Genomic DNA, 17,699 nt, shown 5'->3' with positions numbered 1-17,699 from the left:
AGAAAGCCCACTTTAAAGTGGGCTTTCTTATTTCAAATTAAATATATATGAATTAATTTCTTCGATGAGTTACGTTTACGAATTATATACCCGATTTAACGAATGTATGTAGACTTGAATTAACCCATATAATATTGTTTCTATAAGGAAACTAAATAGTTAGTCTTTAGTATCTATACTGTAAAGACATTATTGTCGGGATTTTCAGATTTAGTTTAGAACTATTTTTGAAGGAGTGACGATATGACTACTCAATTTAGAAACTTGGTTTTTGAAGGTGGCGGGATAAAAGGCCTCGCTTATATCGGTGCTATGAGGGTGTTAGAAGAGAAAGGACACCTTTCAGATATAAAAAGAGTTGGTGGAACAAGTGCAGGGGCGATTAATGCACTCATCTTTGCATTAGGCTATTCAATAGATGAGCAGCGTGAAATCATGAGAACTAAAGATTTTAAAGAGTTTATGGATGACTCATTATTTATAGGGACAGATTTATACCGTCTAATATCTAACTTCGGTTGGAATAAAGGTGATGATTTCTTAAACTGGATTGATGAGATAATAGAAGATAAGTTAGGGAAAAAGAGAGCAACCTTTCAAGATTTAATTGATGCTAAAAAACCAGCCCTTTATGTGACAGGAACCAACCTTACAACTGGATATGTTGAGTATTTTTCAGCTGAACGTGACGCTAACATGCCAATATGTGAGGCATTGCGGATCAGTATGGCCATACCAGTGTATTTTACTGCAGTAAGATTCGGTCCAAACAAAGATTGCTATGTTGATGGCGGAGTAATTCTAAACTATCCAGTAAAACTCTTCGATAGGCAAAGATATATTGATATGGATAAAGAGGCAGATGCTGCGAGACGAATAGATTATTATGATGTAGAGAACGAAGATAATTCGAAAGATGATCGTGAGAAAAGTCCATATGTCTATAATCGGCAAACATTAGGATTGCGTCTTGATACTGAAAAGGAGATTGCAGTATTTAGACACAAAAGAAAACAGACAACTCTAGAAAAACAGATAGCTCTAGAGAGACAGATAGCTCTAGAAAAGGCAAAGAAAAAAGAAGAGGAGGATAGAGGTAAATTAGGAGCAGCTTTGGCTTCTTTGACTTCTTTTCTTAAGAAAGAAAAAAAGTTAGATAAGATTAATACATTTACTAGATATCTAAAATCTTTAATTTCTGCCGCCACAAGTGTTCAGGAGAGCCAGCATCTGCATTCAGATGATTGGCACCGTACTATGTACATTGACATATTAGAAGTTAAAACTACTGATTTTGATATGGATGTTGAGATGAAAAAAACATTAGTTAAGCAAGGAGTTGATGGTGCTGAAAAATACTTCAGCTGGTTTGAAAATCCAGATGCCGACCCAGAGCCTGTTAATAGAATATGAAAATTATTTATTGCTTCAAATAGCTGTTTGTTATAGAAGTTACTTAAGATTAGTTAACGAAAACTAAATTAATTTTATAACTACTATTATCTAATAATATTATTTTTTTATAAAAAATATAAGGATAATAAGAAATGATAAATTCAATAAGAGCTATTCAGACACAATTGCAAGCAGAAGGGTATTATAAACAATCGTTAAATGGCATCTTCTGTGCCAAATCACAAGAAGCGCTAAGAAGATGTATAAATGACAAGAGGTATGAGATATATTTTGACTTTATAATGTTCAAGAAGGTTTTTGAACGAAAAACTATTGATCAGAGTTTTGTAGATTCTATCAATAACTTGTTTAAAGCTTTTAACAAGTTTAATGACATTGATGGTACTAACCCTCTTAATGTTGCTTACATGTTGGCTACGGCTTGGCATGAAACTGGTTATAAAATGACAGCCATTAGAGAAGCTGGAGGTTATAAATACCTTTCTAAATACGATACAGGGCGTTTAGCATATAACTTAGGTAATACACCTCAAGCTGATGGAGATGGACAAAAATATGCTGGTAGAGGACATGTAATGATAACGGGCAAGAGTAACTATGCTAAGTTCTCAAAGCTTCTAAATATGGATTTGATTAACAATCCTGATTTAGCTTTAGATCCAGTTATCAGTGCTAATATTTTGACGATAGGGTGTTTAAAGGGCTCATTCACTTCTAGAAAGCTTAGTGATTATATCAAGCTTGGAAATAGATCGGAATTTATATCAGCTAGAAAGGTAGTTAATGGTACAGATAAAAACTCAGATATTGCTACATATGCAGAGAAATTCCTACAGTGTCTAGTATTAAAAAAGTTATAAATAATTAGTAGACTACTTTATCTAGACCTTAATTAGGAAGTCAGCCTAAAGAGGCTGTTATCCATATACTTATCCCTTTTATAAGAAGTCACCTAAACATTCAAATTGCTTAGTAGTTAAATTAACGTCAATCATCTTCTTAAGAGTCGGTAGCTCATGTTCTGATATCGATCCCATACTAGTGCCATTAAATAGCAAGTCAAGCTGATCTAAGTTTTTAAAAAAGCCTTCTATCTTACCTTGTTCTGTTACATCTATTTCCAAAAATTCGATGTCTAACCCTTCAGTTTATGTTGGCTCTTAACTATTTAAACCTAATGCTCATACTTTACGCCTTTTTGTGCAAAGGCGATGGCCATGGCTCGCCCAATACCTGAGGTAGCGCCAGTAACGACGGCTACCTTGTTGGCAAATAAATCATTGGCAAATGTGTTCGATGCTTGAGTATCCATATCCATACGTTGTCGTCCTTCGTAATTGAATATGTTTTAAAAGTGATGAGTATTTGTTCATAGCTTTATCAATTTAAGACAATAAGCCGTGACACTCATTAGACTATTCCACAAAAGGAATTGTATTATGTTTAACAATGATCACGCTCAAAATTACTTATCAACGCTCAATATTCATAAAGAGGGCGAAATAAAAAAAACGCCTTACCTAGCGTCTATGTTACACCTTGCTACCTAAATCCTGAAGCAGGCGTATGGCATTCAATGATACTTTAAATAAGAATAATCTTACTTTTAAATAAATACAGGGAATGTATTATGTTAGGAAAAATGATGTATCAGCCATTGCTGATTAGTAGCCTCATCGAGCATGCTGCTCGCTATCATGGCGACACCGCTGTGTTGTCTAAAGAAGTCGATGGACAAATCACCCATAGTGACTGGCTTACCATCTCTAACAATTCAAAACGTTTAGCAAATGCGTTAGCGTCTCTAGGTTTAAAGTCATCAGAGCGTATAGCTACATTGGCTTGGAATAACCGTCGCCACTTAGAAGCTTGGTACGCTATTTCAGGCAGTGGCATGATTTGCCATACCATCAATCCGCGTCTGTTTCCTGAACAGCTTAGCTACATTATTAATGATGCTGATGATCGAGTATTATTTTTTGATGTGACCTTCCTACCACTGATTATGGCGATTAAAGATCAGATCGATAATATTAAGCATTTCATCTGTTTGGGCGCTCGAGAAGATAAAGTATTAGAACAACTGCCTGAGGTTTTGTTCTTTGATGAATTACTAGCAGATCATTCTACTGACTTTGAGTGGCCTCAATTTGATGAAACGACGGCCAGCTCCTTATGCTATACCTCGGGCACGACTGGCAACCCCAAAGGAATCTTATACACTCATCGTTCCTCTGTGCTTCATGCCATTGCATTATCCATGCCTGACATCTCAGCACTATCCGCAAAAGACGTTTTGCTACCGGTAGTGCCTATGTTCCATGTCAATGCATGGGGTACGCCCTATGCTGCTGCCCTGACAGGTTGCTCTTTGATATTACCTGGCCCTAATCTTGATGGTGACAGCTTAGTGTCTTTGATTGATGATTATAAGGTCACTGTTGCTTTAGGTGTTCCTACGATTTGGCAAAGCCTACTAACGGCTGCCAAAGCTCGTGGCAGCAAACTTGAGAGCATGACTCGAACCATTGTCGGTGGCGCTGCTTGTCCGCCATCGGTGATCAAAACCTTTAGAGAGGATTTTGATTGCGATGCGATACACGGTTGGGGTATGACGGAGACCAGTCCGCTTGGCACGATGAATCAGATCAAGGCCAAGCACAAATCGCTTAGCAAAGATGAGATTAACGAATTGCGCAAATCTCAAGGTCGTCCGCCTTATGGCGTTGAGATACGGCTTATGGACACGGATCAGCCACTTGAGCCAGTTGAAGAGGATGGAGTCTCCCAAGGACGTCTACAAATTCGGGGTCACTGGATTATTAACGACTATTACAACCATATTCCTGATGCCATTACTGAAGACGGTTGGTTTGATACTGGTGATATCGCCACCATCGATTCAGATGGTTATATGAATATTCGTGATCGCTCAAAAGACTTAATTAAATCTGGCGGCGAATGGATATCTTCAGTGGAGCTTGAGAATATTGCCGCCGCGCATCCACAGATAAAAATGGCAGCTGCCATTGCTGCAGCCCATAAAAATTGGGGCGAACGCCCAGTGTTGATTGTGGTTAAAGAGCAAGATTCAGAACTGACTGAGGCACAAGTGCTTGCATTTTACGAAGAGAAAATTGCCAGTTGGCAAATACCTGATAAAGTTATTTTTGTAGAAAGTATCTTGTTAAATGGGGCGGGGAAAATGGTGAAAAAGGATTTACGTGATGAATATAGCGATGTGCTGCTGAGTGCCTGATATTATATTTGAAAATGAGTACCACACCTTACTTAAAGGAAGCTAGAAACAAATAGCATCCTAAATTGGTACTGATATCTTCCATGACTGGATTAATGGGGTGCTATGAATATGCAGGATACTGTGCTTCCAAGTTTGGTGTTATTGGCTTATCAGATGTACTTAGGATAGATAGAACAGGACAGTATAGAATATCAGACATAAAAAAACCGCAGATCATAATGATTTGCGGTTTTTCGTACTACTATAATGGTACCCGGAGCCGGACTTGAACCGGCACGCTATTGCTAGCGAGGGATTTTAAATCCCTTGTGTCTACCAATTTCACCACCCGGGCAAAACTTGTAATATCTATTCAGTAAGCTTTCTACTTCTTAGATAAGTGGTCGCATTATAAACGGTTATGCTAATAATGCAAGCCAAAATTAACATAAAGTTAATAAATAATTGGAGGCTGGAGTCGGAATCGAACCGGCGTTAACGGAGTTGCAGTCCGCTGCATGACCACTCTGCCATCCAGCCAATCAAGGAGGACTATATTAGCAAAAATATTTTAAATTACAAGACATTTTTTAACCAAACTGATTTTAATTCATTTAATGATAGTATTTTACAAGATTTGGCTGAGTATGTAGGCGTAAAATCATTAAGCCCCACCTATTATTACGCCTGACCTATAAAGTTATTGCTGATCTTATTTGATGACTATAAAAAAGCCACACCGTTCGTACTGAGTGTGGCCTTTCGTTGATGATATCACTATCAAGACTAAGCTTAATGATGACAATTATTTAAAATTAGATAGCTAAACGTTAAGTTTAGACGATATCTTTGTTATTACGGCGTGATTTTTTCAGATCGCGATAAGTTGCAGTACAGATCAGTACGAGCACTGCAAGGGTAATCACGGGCCAAATTAAAATATATAAGCCGTAAATAAATGTATTGTCCATGATAGCTCCTTAAAGTAATTATTAAGTTGTGTATTTAAGCGTCTGTTACCGGTTTTACGTTTACTTTAGGCTTGTCATAATCACCGACTCGTTGTTTGATTAAATCAAAGTCAAAGTGTTCATTGCCCATCAAGCTAATCGCTATACAGACCACAGTACTCACACCGTAAGCCGTTAACGAAGCGACCAATATCATATATTGACGCAGGAAGCCTGTTGCATATATAAGCATCAATATGAGCGTAATAACGGCAGCACCCATACCCATCTTACGGCCTAAGAAACCAAAGACCATAAGACCGATCACCACTGCACCCCCGACACTTGCCATCACTTCAAAGAAGAGCGCAGTCACGCCAGTAATCGGTATTAGCTCAAAGCGCGCAATACAGAAGAAAATAAGCGCGGCAATGACAGAAGTGGTGAAGGCAACATTAGTCACGCGATTCCAGAACACACTGGCAATCACAGGGAATACTATCGCACCCCATAGCGCCCCAACGAAGACGAGCATCACGAGGATATCAAGCTTAAAGCTGGCAAAGATAAGTCCTGCTGCCGTGGCAACAATCATCGTCGAACGACCAACAAGCATCATTGTTTTTGGCTTTACGCGACCTTTGGCGATATTCTTTGCATAAATATCGGCCATCATAATAGTCGATAACGCTGACAAATCAGAATCGGCAGTCGAGGACAATGCGCCAATAACCAAAATGAAGAACAGTGCAATAAATACTGGATGCAGATACATACTAACCATCTGCGGAATTAAGTTATTCATGTTGCCATCTAATGGCTCAACACCAACGGTTAGCGCCATAAGTCCAATCATACCCAGACCAATGACAATACCGGCATAACCAACAGTGGCAGTAATAAAGGTCGCTTTAATCTTAGTCTTATCAATTGCAAATAGCCGCTGAGTAATCGTTTGATTACCAATGGCATAAGCTAACACTGCTACAAAATAAGGCGCACCTTGCTGAAAAAACGCTTCAGATGAAAATATATCTTGCTGCTGTAAAGTCAGGTTTGATAATCCGCTGACCATTGCCTCGGGCCCACCCATTGAAAATAGTATCGCAGGAATAATAACGACACCAATCGCCATTAACGCGATTAATTGGGCAAAATCAGTAAAGACCGATGCTCGAAACCCTGAGGTTAAAGTGTAGCTTAGGACACCAACACCAGCGATCATTACACCTGTCTGAAAGGACAGTGGTGACAATACTGATACTAATGCACCGGCTGCCGTAAAGTTGACCATCAAGCTAATTAAGCTGCCCATAAGGTTAGATATGGCTAAAATTAATTGGCTTGATGCGCCATGACGGGCATTAATAAGCTCGCCTAAAGTGTGTCCATTGGGTGCCAGCTCACGAAAGCGCATACCAAAGGGGTAGATGAACAAAATCATTAATGCGCCCCAAAAGCCATAATGTAGCGGTCCTGATACGCCATATTTATAGCCGGATGTAGCAGCGGCATAAAACGATGCCGCCCAAATCCACGTGGCGGTCATACTTGCCGCGCCCATCCCGAAGCCAACACCGTGGCCTGCAACCATAAATCCTGTGGTAGATTCTTTGTCTTTCTTAATCAACAAAGACAGCAGATACGTACCACCATAAAACGCCACCAATAATAAAATGATGGTAAGTGCCGAAAATTGGAACAATGACTCAGTTTTCAAATTCATACCTCGCAATTGTTTTAGATAAAAAAAAGCTGGTACTATAATTTATAGTCCCAACTATGATGAATTTAATAAGCAGCCCAACAACATTCGTGCTATTGATACACAGGGCCGTTGCTTTATTAACAGTCGGTCAGCAGAACATACTACGAAAGCGTTATATACGAAGAGTAGAGGCGTGACTCATGACTTGCGTCTGATAATGGAATCACTCTAATAGCGTATAAACTTGCATTTCTTAGTAGTTACTACGAATAAGTATTTATTAGATAAGCACTTATTATTTGTGATAGGCAAGTTGGTAGCATAGAAATACTAACCAATTGCATGTGATACATAGAAAATAGTAGAGTTGTTATTTAGCGTAACGTACGTTTTACATGCATATGCATCTTAGTATTGATAAATAAAACTACATCTAAGTTAAGGATAAGTAACATTTGCGTGTCAACAGAGTAACACTATTGAGTATTAAATCCCAAATTTTCGAGAGATTTAACAATTAAAAGTCGATAATTAACTGTTTTCAATCGCTAATATTAATAGGGTTTACATTAGTTTTTTTATAAAAAAATCTTTAGATTTTGCATTAATTTTGACCTAAGTTATGTTGGTGGCTGGGCTTTTGGTCGCAAAATAGGTACAATGCCCAGCTTAATACAGTCGCTATTTTTTGATATGTTTATCAGCATGATTATCACCTCAATATTGTATAATGCGTGAGACACATATGCTTACAGTTTGCGAGCGCTAATCTACGGTTACCAAGCAAAATAGTGGCCGACGCTGCTATCATTTTCCTTATCGCTTTATCTATTGGAGTTACTATGTCAAATGCCTCGCCAACTGAAACGACGATGACGTCTGATCACGAGTCTGCCATATTATTAGACGGCAAAGCACTTGCTAAACAAATAGAGCAAGAACTGCGTACTCGTGTCGATGCTATTAAAGATAAGACTGGACGTACACCAAGCTTAGCGACGATATTGGTCGGTGATGATCCTGCTTCTGCCACTTACGTGCGTATGAAAGGCAATGCCTGTAAGCGTGTCGGTATGGACTCTATCCGAGTAGAGATGCCAAGTGTGACTACGACAGCTCAGCTTATGGCTAAGATAGACGAGCTCAATAGCAACCCAGATGTACATGGCATCTTACTGCAACATCCTGTACCTAGCCATATTGATGAGCGTGCATGTTTTGAGCAGATAGATCTTGCGAAGGATGTGGATGGGGTGACCTGTCTTGGCTTTGGACGTATGAGTATGCAAGAGTCAGCCTATGGCTCATGTACACCGCAAGGTATTATGCACTTGTTAAGCCATTATGATATTGAGCTTGCAGGCAAAGAAGCGGTGGTAGTAGGGCGTAGTGCTATCTTGGGTAAGCCGATGGCGATGATGCTATTGAATGCCAACTGTACGGTGACTATTTGCCATTCAAAGACAGAAAATCTAGCTGCTCATATCAATCGTGCTGATATTGTCGTTGGCGCGGTAGGCGTGCCGGAGCTGATCAAAGCGGAATGGATAAAGAAGGGTGCTGTCGTAATCGATGCAGGCTTTCATCCCACTGACAATGGCGGCGTAGGGGATATCGAGATGCACGGCGTCGAGAATATCGCCAGTGCTTATACGCCAGTACCGGGTGGTGTTGGTCCGATGACTATCAATACGCTCATCCGTCAAACGGTCGATGCTGCTGAAAAGTCAGCCGGTTTAGCATCAGCTGATGCGTGAATCTTCCGAGCCACAACCGTCATTAAATAAAGATCCTGAACCTAAAATGGCGAAGACGAATGTAGATATTCATGAGCGTCTGCAATATATCGGTAGAGAGTTTGTTGATATTTGCCACTACATTATCTTATTTTTAATCAGTGTGGTGGTAGTTTGGACGGCTGGTAAAGAGTTCTTGGTGATTGTGCAAAAAGGCTCAGCAGATTTAAAAGATATCTTGATGCTGTTTATCTATCTTGAACTACTGGCGATGATTGGTATTTATTTTAAGACTCATCGTCTGCCAGTACAGTTTTTGATATTTATTGCCATTACCGCGCTGTCACGACATTTGGTCGTTGATGTACAGGCGGTATCAGACTATTTTCATCTATGGTTATTGGCGACTATTTCTGTCGCTATCATGGTTTTAAGTGCCTCTGTTGTTATCCTTACTTGGACGGCAAAAATGTTTGGTCGTCCTGAAGATTATTTAGATGATCATCAGAGCACCAGTACCGAGCATCACTTGCCTAGTGTTGAGAGTGCAAAAAATCGTCATAAATAGTCATTGATAGATGATTTATCAATAAAAAAGGGATAACCTGAACCGACCCCCATAAGTTGGACACAACTTATGGGGTATTTTTATGCTTAAAATTCTTGTGCCTGCCATTCGTGTACTTGGCAGTGCAAGCTATAACCATTTTAATCTTTTAAAGTTATAGTATAGATAACTACATAATGACAGGATAAATAGCATAATTATTAAATAAGAGTACTGCCAGTGTAGCTCAGGCATAAAGTCAAAGTTCATCCCATATATACCAGCGATTGCCGTTGGTACTGCCAAGATACCTGCCCATGCAGCAAGCTTACGTACGACCTCGTTCTGCCCCATATTGACCATAGCTAAATAGGTGTTCATCACTACATTGAGCATCTCGTTCAGACCGTTGATAGCATCTAAAGAGTGTAATAAATGGTCATTAACGTCGCGGAAATAGGGTTTAGCCGCTTGAGAAAATGCTGAAACTAAATCGCTTTTTTTATGATTAATAAAGAAGCTACAGATATCTTGTACTGGCAAAATAACTGCACGCATATGGACCAGTTGCGACTTAAGCTCATATAGGTTTTTTAGGGTGCTTTTATTAAATTCATAGGTAAATACATAGCGTTCTTGCTCACGCAAATAACTGCCTAAGCGATCAGTGACCGGCATATAGTTATCAACGATAAAATCGAGGACAGCATGGAGTACAAATATGGGTCCCATCCGTAGCTTTTCAGGCCGACGGTTACAGTGTTCACGTACCGGCGCATAAGAGTTAGAAGGGCCGTTACGAATGGTAATCAGATAGTTTTTGCCCATGAATATTGCTGTAGTGCCGTAGCGAATAATATTGTTTTCAAGTTTAGCCGTACGTAGCACTACAAAGATCATATCGTTATCGTAGTTTTCGACTTTGGCGCGCTGATGGTCTGCAAAGGCATCTTCAATCGCCAACTCATGCAAGTCAAAGGCATTTTGGACTTTTACCATGGTTTCTAAGCTTGGATCATAAAGACCAAGCCAAATAAACTGACCACTGTTACTCAGGGATTTATTGACATCATTAAGTGCTACCTGATCAAGCTGCTCGCCCGTTTTACGAGAATAGGCATAGCAATTGACTACCTCGTCAGCACTAGATAAATCTATATCCTCATAGCGTTCAGAGTCAGGATCGTAAACAGTCATCGTTTCAATAGTATCTTCGGCAGTCGCATCGACATCACCGTAGATATAGCTGTCATAACTATTTAGATAAGGATGCTCGTCGTTGACATCAGAATAAATACGGCTGACATTAGAGTCAGGTGTGATACGAGTATTCGTCCTGACTAGTAGATCGTCATTGCGGTTCATACACCCTCCCTTAATATCGTCATAAGAACCCAGTAGAAAATTAACAATAAAGACTATGTTTATAAAACGCTTATAAAATTTTCATAACAATATCTTGATTAAAGAATGTCTAGAATATGACGTAACGACGTAAATTAGTCAGCCTAAACAAACTTAATCAGTCTCAATAGATAATGTTGAATTTATAGTGCGTAGCGTTTTAAGGTTTCAATATCGACTAGGGTCAATAGACTTTCATGACAGCCTTCTAGTTTTAATTTTGGCGCGATATCAAAATCTAATGCCTCAACCCAACGTAGCGCACAGATACACCAGTAATCACCAGGTTTTAGGCCAGGAAAATTATACTCTGGTAGAGGCGTAATCAAGTCATTGCCCCGACTCGAGGAAAAGTTAAGAAATTCACTGGTCATCTTGGCACAAACAGTATGCTGACCGACATCATGATTGCCAGTATGACAAAATCCATTACGATAGTAGCCAGTAATAGGGTCAAAGCAGCAGCTGGCGAGGGCAGTACCTAATACATTGGTTTGATTAATAGCAGGGTTAGGATGGTAGTCAGATGACATAAGGTCTCCGAAATTAAGTGGTTTTATAGGGGTTGGTAAATTGCTTTTTTGCAATGAGTGGCTTGTGCAGTTGGTTATTTATTGCAAAAATACTTTATAAAGTGGCCTTTTATTGATAACCAATTATATATAGCGTATTGCCAAATCGTAGTAATGCTATCAGTGGCTGTTATTCATGAATAAACTGTAGTATTACAATGCTTACTGACAGCATCGAACATGCGCTAGTGTAACATGAGTCTATCAAGAAGACGTCAATCAAATATCCTACTCAAATAACCCGTATAGTGACGTGTAGAGCATAGATGATAACTTTCGCTTACTATTTATCAGTAGCGGAAACCATAAAAAATGACGACTATAGCTTAGAGTAAATGGCATCGAGACTACCAGATATTTATGACCATTCAGAACACATTGATTTGAATTGTGACTAGGCGAACCCTAGCTGCTATGATAAACTAAAACATAAAGTGCCCTGATGATTTATCATATTTTATTAGCGCACAAAGATACTCGTCTTATCATCCTAACTAATACTTATTACTCACCCTTTTTGCGGTTACCTAGTTTGTTTATAAATAATTGGGTCAATGATGTTGCGCGTTAAAAAACTGTCAAAAATTTACAGTATTCATCGTTGATATGTTCGTAAATATAACCTTATCATGCCGCGTTTTTTGGTAAGCGATACGCCAAACAAGGATTTATTGTGTCTGCCAGTTCTGATTCAGCTGTACCCGTCCAATCACGCCCTGAAAATAATGCCACTACTCAGCATGCTGATAACAGTAGCGTACCCAATCATCTACCTTATCTAAGTAATTTTACTGCAGAAGTCGCCAATAGTTGGCTGCTACCTGACGGTGTGGTTGATGTGTTATTTGAGGATGCACAAAAGCAAGAAGTGCTTCGCCATCAACTAACCCAGCAGCTCATCACTCATGGCTATCAGCTCGTATGTCCGCCGATGATTGAGTTCACTGAGTCACTACTTAGTGATGCATCAGAAGATCTGAAGCGCCAGACGTTTAAGATTATCGACCAGCTCACAGGTCGTTTGATGGGAGTACGTGCGGATATCACGCCGCAGATTTTGCGTATTGATGCGCATCATGGTGGCAACGGTATTGCGCGTTATTGTTATGCAGGCGATGTCATTCATACATTGCCATCAGGACTGTTTGGGTCGCGTACGCCATTACAATTGGGTGCTGAGATCTTTGGTTGTGCCTCACTCAGTGCAGATTTTGAGCTGATAGACGTTCTGTTTACGATGATTAATGATTTAAACATGAGTGCAGCCTTGCATATTGATTTAGGTCATGTAGCCATATTTAAACGTTTAGCCGTATTAGCAGATCTGCCAGAGAATGATACCAAGCAGCTGATGCACCTATATGCAAATAAGAATTTGCCAGAGCTCAAGCGCGTCTGCCAAGCACTGCCAATGGGTAGTGACTTTTATGCATTAGCGCGCTTTGGTCATGATATGACACAGCTATTGGCTAAGCTTTCAGATACCGCTCAACAAGATGTTGATATTGCTACGGCGGTCGATGAGCTTCAACGCTTAAAAACGCATCTGCAAGAGCAATGGAATTGCGATGTCAGTATCGATGTCACTGAACTTTCAGGCTATCATTATCATACAGGTATCGTATTCAACGGCTACATCAATAGTGAAACCCAACCATTAGTACGCGGTGGGCGTTTTGATGGTATGCAGAGCGGTGATCACTTAACAGGTAGCCAGCTGCGCGAAGCCACTGGCTTTAGTATGGATGTCAGCCGCTTATTAGCACATGTTCAACTAGACGCTCCGATGGTCGTTATCGTTGATTATGATACCGTCAGTAATACGGACAGCGCACAAAAACAGACATTACAACAGCAAGTTGATAGCTTGCGCCAGCAGGGTTATCGCGTGACTGTACCGCTAGATGCGCACGATTGTCCTCAGGGTATCACGCATCGCTTAAGCATCGTTAATAACCAATGGCAATTAACCGCTATTTAATTAAGCTGTTCGTCAAAAAATAATTTTATCAAAAGATAATGTTGTCAAAAAAAGCACTACTTTTCGCTTAGTTTTTTAAATTGTTACCGTATAGCTGTTCGATAATAGACAGGCTATGCATCTAATAAATCATTGTAAGGATTAATCATGGGTCAGAATGTCGTAGTTTTAGGTAGCCAATGGGGCGATGAAGGTAAGGGTAAAATCGTTGATTTACTTACTGAAAAAGCCTCAGCAGTAGCGCGTTTTCAAGGTGGCCACAATGCAGGTCATACCTTGGTTGTCGATGGCAAAACCACTATCTTGCACTTGATTCCATCAGGTATCCTACGCGAAGGCGTCACCTGCTTCATCGGTAACGGTGTGGTGTTAGCACCTGACGCATTGTTAAAAGAGATGAAAGAGCTAGAAGACAACAACGTACCAGTACGTGAGCGTCTGCGTATCTCACCGAATTGCCCACTCATCATGCCTTACCATGTGGCACTAGATCAAGCTCGTGAAGCCAAGCGCGGTACAGGTAAAATCGGTACGACAGGTCGTGGTATCGGTCCTGCTTACGAAGACAAAGTGGCGCGCCGTGCTATTAAGCTTGCGGACTTATTCCGTGATGACCTAGAAGAGAAACTACGTAACTTAATCGAATATCATAACTTCCAATTGACTCAGTATTATAAAGTTGATGCGATTGATTTTGATGAGACGTTCAAGCTTTGCCAAGAGTGGAAAGAAGAGATTAGAGGTATGGTTACTGATGTGACCGAAGACCTTAATCAATTGCGTCTGGCTGGAAAAAACTTAATGTTTGAAGGTGCACAAGGTACGTTACTTGATATCGACCATGGTACTTATCCGTTCGTGACCAGCTCAAGCGTCACGGCAGGCGGCGTATCTACCGGTACTGGTATTGGGCCATTATATTTAGATTATGTGCTTGGTATCACTAAAGCCTACACTACACGTGTTGGTAGCGGTCCGTTCCCAACAGAATTGTTTGATGATGTTGGTGCCCACTTAGCGCGAGTCGGTCATGAATTTGGTGCGACGACAGGACGTGCACGTCGCTGTGGTTGGTTCGATGCCGAAGCGCTACGCCGTGCTGTCGTACTGAACTCTATGTCAGGTATTTGCTTGACCAAGCTTGACGTATTAGACGGTTTAGAAGAGCTATTAATTGGTGTGGGTTATAACTTACCTGAGACTGAATGTGCAGGCGCGCATGATGCTGAGTTTTATGAGTCAGTGACACCAAAGTATGAGACCCTACAAGGTTGGAGCGAGTCAACTGTTGGTATTACTAACTATGACGACTTACCAGAGAACGCTAAAAAATACATCAAGCGTATCGAAGCATTGATTGATTGTCCTATCGATATCATCTCAACCGGTCCTGACCGCGAAGAGACTATCGTATTACGTGACCCGTATGATGCGTAAGTAAATAGACTGAATTATTGAACGATAAAACCCTGATGCATAAGTGTTGGGGTTTTTTATTTATAAGACATTAAAGGTATAGGTAAATTTTTGGCACACCATGCAAGTGTTAACGTTTAATGAATGCTAAGTTTACGTTTAAGTAAGCTGCATTTATAAATTGCCCCTATCATTTATAGCGTCAATCATTATAATAGTCAGCAATCCTGTGTTGACGCTTGTGTTTTTGTATTGATAAACCATGAGTAATCTAAGTCAGACCAAGTCAACGTTGTGATCAAAGAATAAATTAATTGCGATTTCATTTTTATTTAACTTATCATTTATTAGGAGCTTTTCATGGCTAACGAACGTACTTTATCTATCATCAAACCTGACGCTGTTGCTGGCAACCACATCGGCGCTATCTATGACCGTTTTGAACAAGCTGGTCTAAAAATTGTTGCTGCTAAAATGATGCAACTTGATGATGAAAAAGCAGGTGGTTTCTACGCTGAGCATGCTGAGCGTCCATTTTACAATGATCTAAAATCTTTCATGATGTCAGGTCCAGTATTGGTATCAGTACTAGAAGGCGAAAATGCTATCGCTAAACATCGTGAAATCATGGGTGCAACTAACCCAAAAGATGCAGACAAAGGCACTATCCGTGCTGATTTTGCTAGCAGCATTGATGAAAATGCGGTTCATGGTTCAGATTCAGCCGAATCAGCTAAGCGTGAAATTAGCTATTTTTTCAATGATGATGAAGTTTGTGCACGTACGCGTTAATATAGTAAACCAACTATAAACTGCTACGTTGTCAGACTCGCTTAATGTACTAAATGTACGATTTTCTCTCGTCTTTCTAGTGTCAGTCTTATATTTGATTCACTATAGCTGTGATTGTTAAGCTGTAAGCCTAAGCATTAACAACGCTCAGTATTAATTAGTAGTGTAGCAAAACGGCTTATACTCAATAGGGTATAGGCCGTTTCATCTATTATCGATAATTTAGATATTTTATCAACAGCGCTGTTATTTATCGAAGCATTATTAATGCTTATCGGTTGTTTTTGTTGAAATTTATCGCTATGTGCCTCATTATTAATTTTTAATCATTTAATTAGCGTTATCAATCCCTTATCAGCACATTGTCGCTGTAGATTACTATTCGTACTCTGTATAGGACAAGTATTGCGTTCATAACGGATTGCTCAATGCATCATCTAATTGTACAACTACGCTCATGGCTTATGCTAAAAGGTTACCTATTATGTCAACGATTCAAACACCCACTAAGCACGTGCCCAACAAGCTTACTGGTAGCATCAAGCTAGTAGATGAAGCGCAGGCAAGAACCAATTTATTGGGAATGACGCAAGCCCAACTTGCTGATTATTTTAAGAGCATCGGTGAAAAGCCTTTCCGTGCCACTCAAGTGGTTAAGTGGATATATCAGCAAGGTGTTACTGACTTTGAGCAGATGACTAATCTGAGTAAATCATTGCGCGATAAGCTGTCTATGCATGCCTGTGTGACCCCACCAAAAGTTATTCATCGTCAATATAGTGAGGATGGTACGCGTAAATGGGTCTTTGAAGTGACAGGTGGCTCATTGGTTGAGACGGTGCTAATTCCAGCGGATGATAGCAAGGTAAATGGGCGCAAGACTTTATGTGTATCTTCACAAGTGGGCTGCGCACTTGACTGTAGCTTTTGTAGTACCGGTAAACAGGGCTTTGAGCGTGATTTAAGCGCTGCTGAGATTATCGGACAGCTATGGGTGGCCAATGCTTCTTATATGACTGATGACAATGATAGTTTAGAAAATGTTGACCATAGCTTGTGGGAAAACAACGTGACCAATGTAGTCATGATGGGCATGGGTGAGCCATTATTAAATTATAAACCAGTGGTTAGCTCAATGGAGCTAATGCTCAGCGACCACGCTTATGGTTTATCAAAACGTCGAGTGACTTTGTCAACCTCAGGCGTGGTACCTAAAATGTACCAATTAGCACAAGATATTGACGTAGCACTGGCTATCTCGTTACATGCGCCAAATGATGAGCTGCGTAATGAGCTTGTGCCAATCAATAAAAAGTATCCTTTGAGTGAGCTAATCGCTGCTGCAAAAAACTATGTTTATGATGTTAATCCGCGTCATAAAAAACACGTGACCATCGAATACGTCATGTTAGATGGTGTTAACGATAGCAATGAGCACGCTGAACAAATGGTTAAGCTATTAGAAGGCTTGCCAAGTAAGATTAACCTTATTCCGTTCAATCCGTTCCCGCATGCGCCTTACGATAAATCAAGTAACAACCGCATTCACGCTTTTAGTAATATTCTTAGCGAAGCGGGTTTTGTCTGTACTATTCGCCAGACGCGTGGTGATGATATTGATGCGGCCTGTGGTCAGTTAGTGGGACAAGTGGCAGATCGAACCAGACGCTCGGCAGCATGGCAGCAAAGTATTAAAAATCGCGGTATTAAAGACGATGCAACTGTTTGATAAATAGCAGATATATGGCGAATGAAGGCTTAACCGCAGATAAAGGCTAAGCTTTCTTTTCATTTTATAGATCGTATTAGATAGCCTTCATAACAATAAAAATGTAGTCATAGTAACTAAATTGTACTTAAGGGGTCTAAATCCATTAAACTAATGGCTGTTTGAAACCCTAGTGCTAAACTCACAGTACTGAAACTTAGTTTTATG

The 17,699-nt window shown here is 40.0% G+C and carries 15 protein-coding genes and 2 tRNA genes; 10 read left to right on the top strand and 7 right to left on the bottom strand.

Translation table 11 applies throughout. The features are described 5' to 3' along the window. The first annotated feature begins 243 nt into the window (after positions 1–243). Complete coding sequence (locus ACTQ9S_RS05240; protein WP_440454195.1) at positions 244–1,413, top strand: patatin-like phospholipase family protein; 1,170 nt, start codon at positions 244–246, stop codon at positions 1,411–1,413. Between the two features lie 134 nt (positions 1,414–1,547). After that, the gene (locus ACTQ9S_RS05235) at positions 1,548–2,276 is read left to right on the top strand and encodes a glycoside hydrolase family 19 protein (protein ID WP_440454193.1); all 729 of its coding nucleotides are present in this window, start codon (positions 1,548–1,550) and stop codon (positions 2,274–2,276) included. A 314-nt stretch (positions 2,277–2,590) separates the two neighbouring features. On the opposite strand, the gene ACTQ9S_RS05230 is transcribed toward ACTQ9S_RS05235, so the two are convergent. Then, positions 2,591–2,734: an SDR family NAD(P)-dependent oxidoreductase gene (locus tag ACTQ9S_RS05230; RefSeq protein ID WP_440454191.1), complete on the bottom strand. Its 144-nt coding sequence runs from the start codon at positions 2,732–2,734 to the stop codon at positions 2,591–2,593. A 312-nt stretch (positions 2,735–3,046) separates the two neighbouring features. Here ACTQ9S_RS05230 and ACTQ9S_RS05225 point away from each other — a divergent pair, with 312 nt between their 5' ends. Together ACTQ9S_RS05225 and ACTQ9S_RS05220 are read left to right on the top strand one after the other, a co-directional pair. Next, positions 3,047–4,675, top strand: a complete 1,629-nt coding sequence (locus ACTQ9S_RS05225) for a long-chain-fatty-acid--CoA ligase (protein WP_440454189.1) — start codon at positions 3,047–3,049, stop codon at positions 4,673–4,675. A gap of 65 nt (positions 4,676–4,740) precedes the next feature. After that, on the top strand, positions 4,741–4,947 hold the full coding sequence (locus ACTQ9S_RS05220; protein WP_440454187.1) for an SDR family NAD(P)-dependent oxidoreductase: 207 nt from the start codon (positions 4,741–4,743) through the stop codon (positions 4,945–4,947). On the opposite strand, the gene ACTQ9S_RS05215 is transcribed toward ACTQ9S_RS05220, so the two are convergent. The 4 genes from ACTQ9S_RS05215 to ACTQ9S_RS05200 all read right to left on the bottom strand — a co-directional run bounded on the left by ACTQ9S_RS05215 (position 4,926) and on the right by ACTQ9S_RS05200 (position 7,312). Then, positions 4,926–5,012: transfer RNA gene (locus ACTQ9S_RS05215), tRNA-Leu, on the bottom strand. The two genes, ACTQ9S_RS05220 and ACTQ9S_RS05215, sit on opposite strands and share 22 nt — an antisense overlap. A gap of 111 nt (positions 5,013–5,123) precedes the next feature. After that, positions 5,124–5,197 (bottom strand) — tRNA-Cys (locus ACTQ9S_RS05210). A 296-nt stretch (positions 5,198–5,493) separates the two neighbouring features. Then, on the bottom strand, positions 5,494–5,628 hold the full coding sequence (locus tag ACTQ9S_RS05205; protein ID WP_227514116.1) for a putative transporter small subunit: 135 nt from the start codon (positions 5,626–5,628) through the stop codon (positions 5,494–5,496). Between the two features lie 34 nt (positions 5,629–5,662). Next, positions 5,663–7,312, bottom strand: coding sequence for a sodium:solute symporter family transporter (locus tag ACTQ9S_RS05200; protein ID WP_203226594.1), 1,650 nt, complete (start codon positions 7,310–7,312; stop codon positions 5,663–5,665). A gap of 845 nt (positions 7,313–8,157) precedes the next feature. Between ACTQ9S_RS05200 and folD the strand changes: the two genes are divergently transcribed. Both folD and ACTQ9S_RS05190 read left to right on the top strand, forming a co-directional pair. After that, positions 8,158–9,072: a bifunctional methylenetetrahydrofolate dehydrogenase/methenyltetrahydrofolate cyclohydrolase FolD gene (gene folD / locus ACTQ9S_RS05195; protein WP_440454185.1), complete on the top strand. Its 915-nt coding sequence runs from the start codon at positions 8,158–8,160 to the stop codon at positions 9,070–9,072. Then, positions 9,065–9,619, top strand: a complete 555-nt coding sequence (locus ACTQ9S_RS05190; protein WP_440454184.1) for a phosphate-starvation-inducible protein PsiE — start codon at positions 9,065–9,067, stop codon at positions 9,617–9,619. Before folD ends, ACTQ9S_RS05190 begins: the two co-directional genes overlap by 8 nt. A 129-nt stretch (positions 9,620–9,748) precedes the next feature. Here ACTQ9S_RS05190 and corA read toward each other — a convergent pair whose 3' ends face one another. Together corA and ACTQ9S_RS05180 are read right to left on the bottom strand one after the other, a co-directional pair. Then, on the bottom strand, positions 9,749–10,963 hold the full coding sequence (corA, locus tag ACTQ9S_RS05185; RefSeq protein WP_440454182.1) for a magnesium/cobalt transporter CorA: 1,215 nt from the start codon (positions 10,961–10,963) through the stop codon (positions 9,749–9,751). Between the two features lie 182 nt (positions 10,964–11,145). Further along, positions 11,146–11,535: a DUF2237 family protein gene (locus tag ACTQ9S_RS05180; protein ID WP_068034991.1), complete on the bottom strand. Its 390-nt coding sequence runs from the start codon at positions 11,533–11,535 to the stop codon at positions 11,146–11,148. Positions 11,536–12,247: 712 nt separating this feature from the next. On the opposite strand from ACTQ9S_RS05180, the gene ACTQ9S_RS05175 reads away from it, so the two are divergent. The 4 genes from ACTQ9S_RS05175 (at position 12,248) to rlmN (ending at position 17,492) form a co-directional block, all read left to right on the top strand. Beyond that, positions 12,248–13,555 (top strand): ATP phosphoribosyltransferase regulatory subunit, encoded by a 1,308-nt coding sequence (locus tag ACTQ9S_RS05175; RefSeq protein WP_440454180.1) that lies wholly within the window; start codon positions 12,248–12,250, stop codon positions 13,553–13,555. A 147-nt stretch (positions 13,556–13,702) separates the two neighbouring features. Next, entirely contained in the window at positions 13,703–14,992 is a 1,290-nt protein-coding gene (locus tag ACTQ9S_RS05170; protein ID WP_440454178.1) for an adenylosuccinate synthase, read from the top strand. A 339-nt stretch (positions 14,993–15,331) separates the two neighbouring features. Then, the gene (gene ndk / locus ACTQ9S_RS05165; protein ID WP_440454176.1) at positions 15,332–15,763 is read left to right on the top strand and encodes a nucleoside-diphosphate kinase; all 432 of its coding nucleotides are present in this window, start codon (positions 15,332–15,334) and stop codon (positions 15,761–15,763) included. A gap of 484 nt (positions 15,764–16,247) precedes the next feature. Continuing rightward, positions 16,248–17,492 carry a 23S rRNA (adenine(2503)-C(2))-methyltransferase RlmN gene (gene rlmN, locus ACTQ9S_RS05160; protein WP_440454175.1) on the top strand — a complete coding sequence of 415 codons (1,245 nt, stop codon included), beginning with the start codon at positions 16,248–16,250 and terminating at the stop codon, positions 17,490–17,492. The last annotated feature ends 207 nt before the right edge of the window (positions 17,493–17,699 follow it).

The organism is Psychrobacter sp. ASPA161_9 (genome assembly GCF_051970275.1).
GTDB lineage: Bacteria > Pseudomonadota > Gammaproteobacteria > Pseudomonadales > Moraxellaceae > Psychrobacter.
The sequence above is the reverse complement of the archived record's forward strand: the minus strand, read 5'-3'. Positions and strand labels throughout refer to the sequence as shown.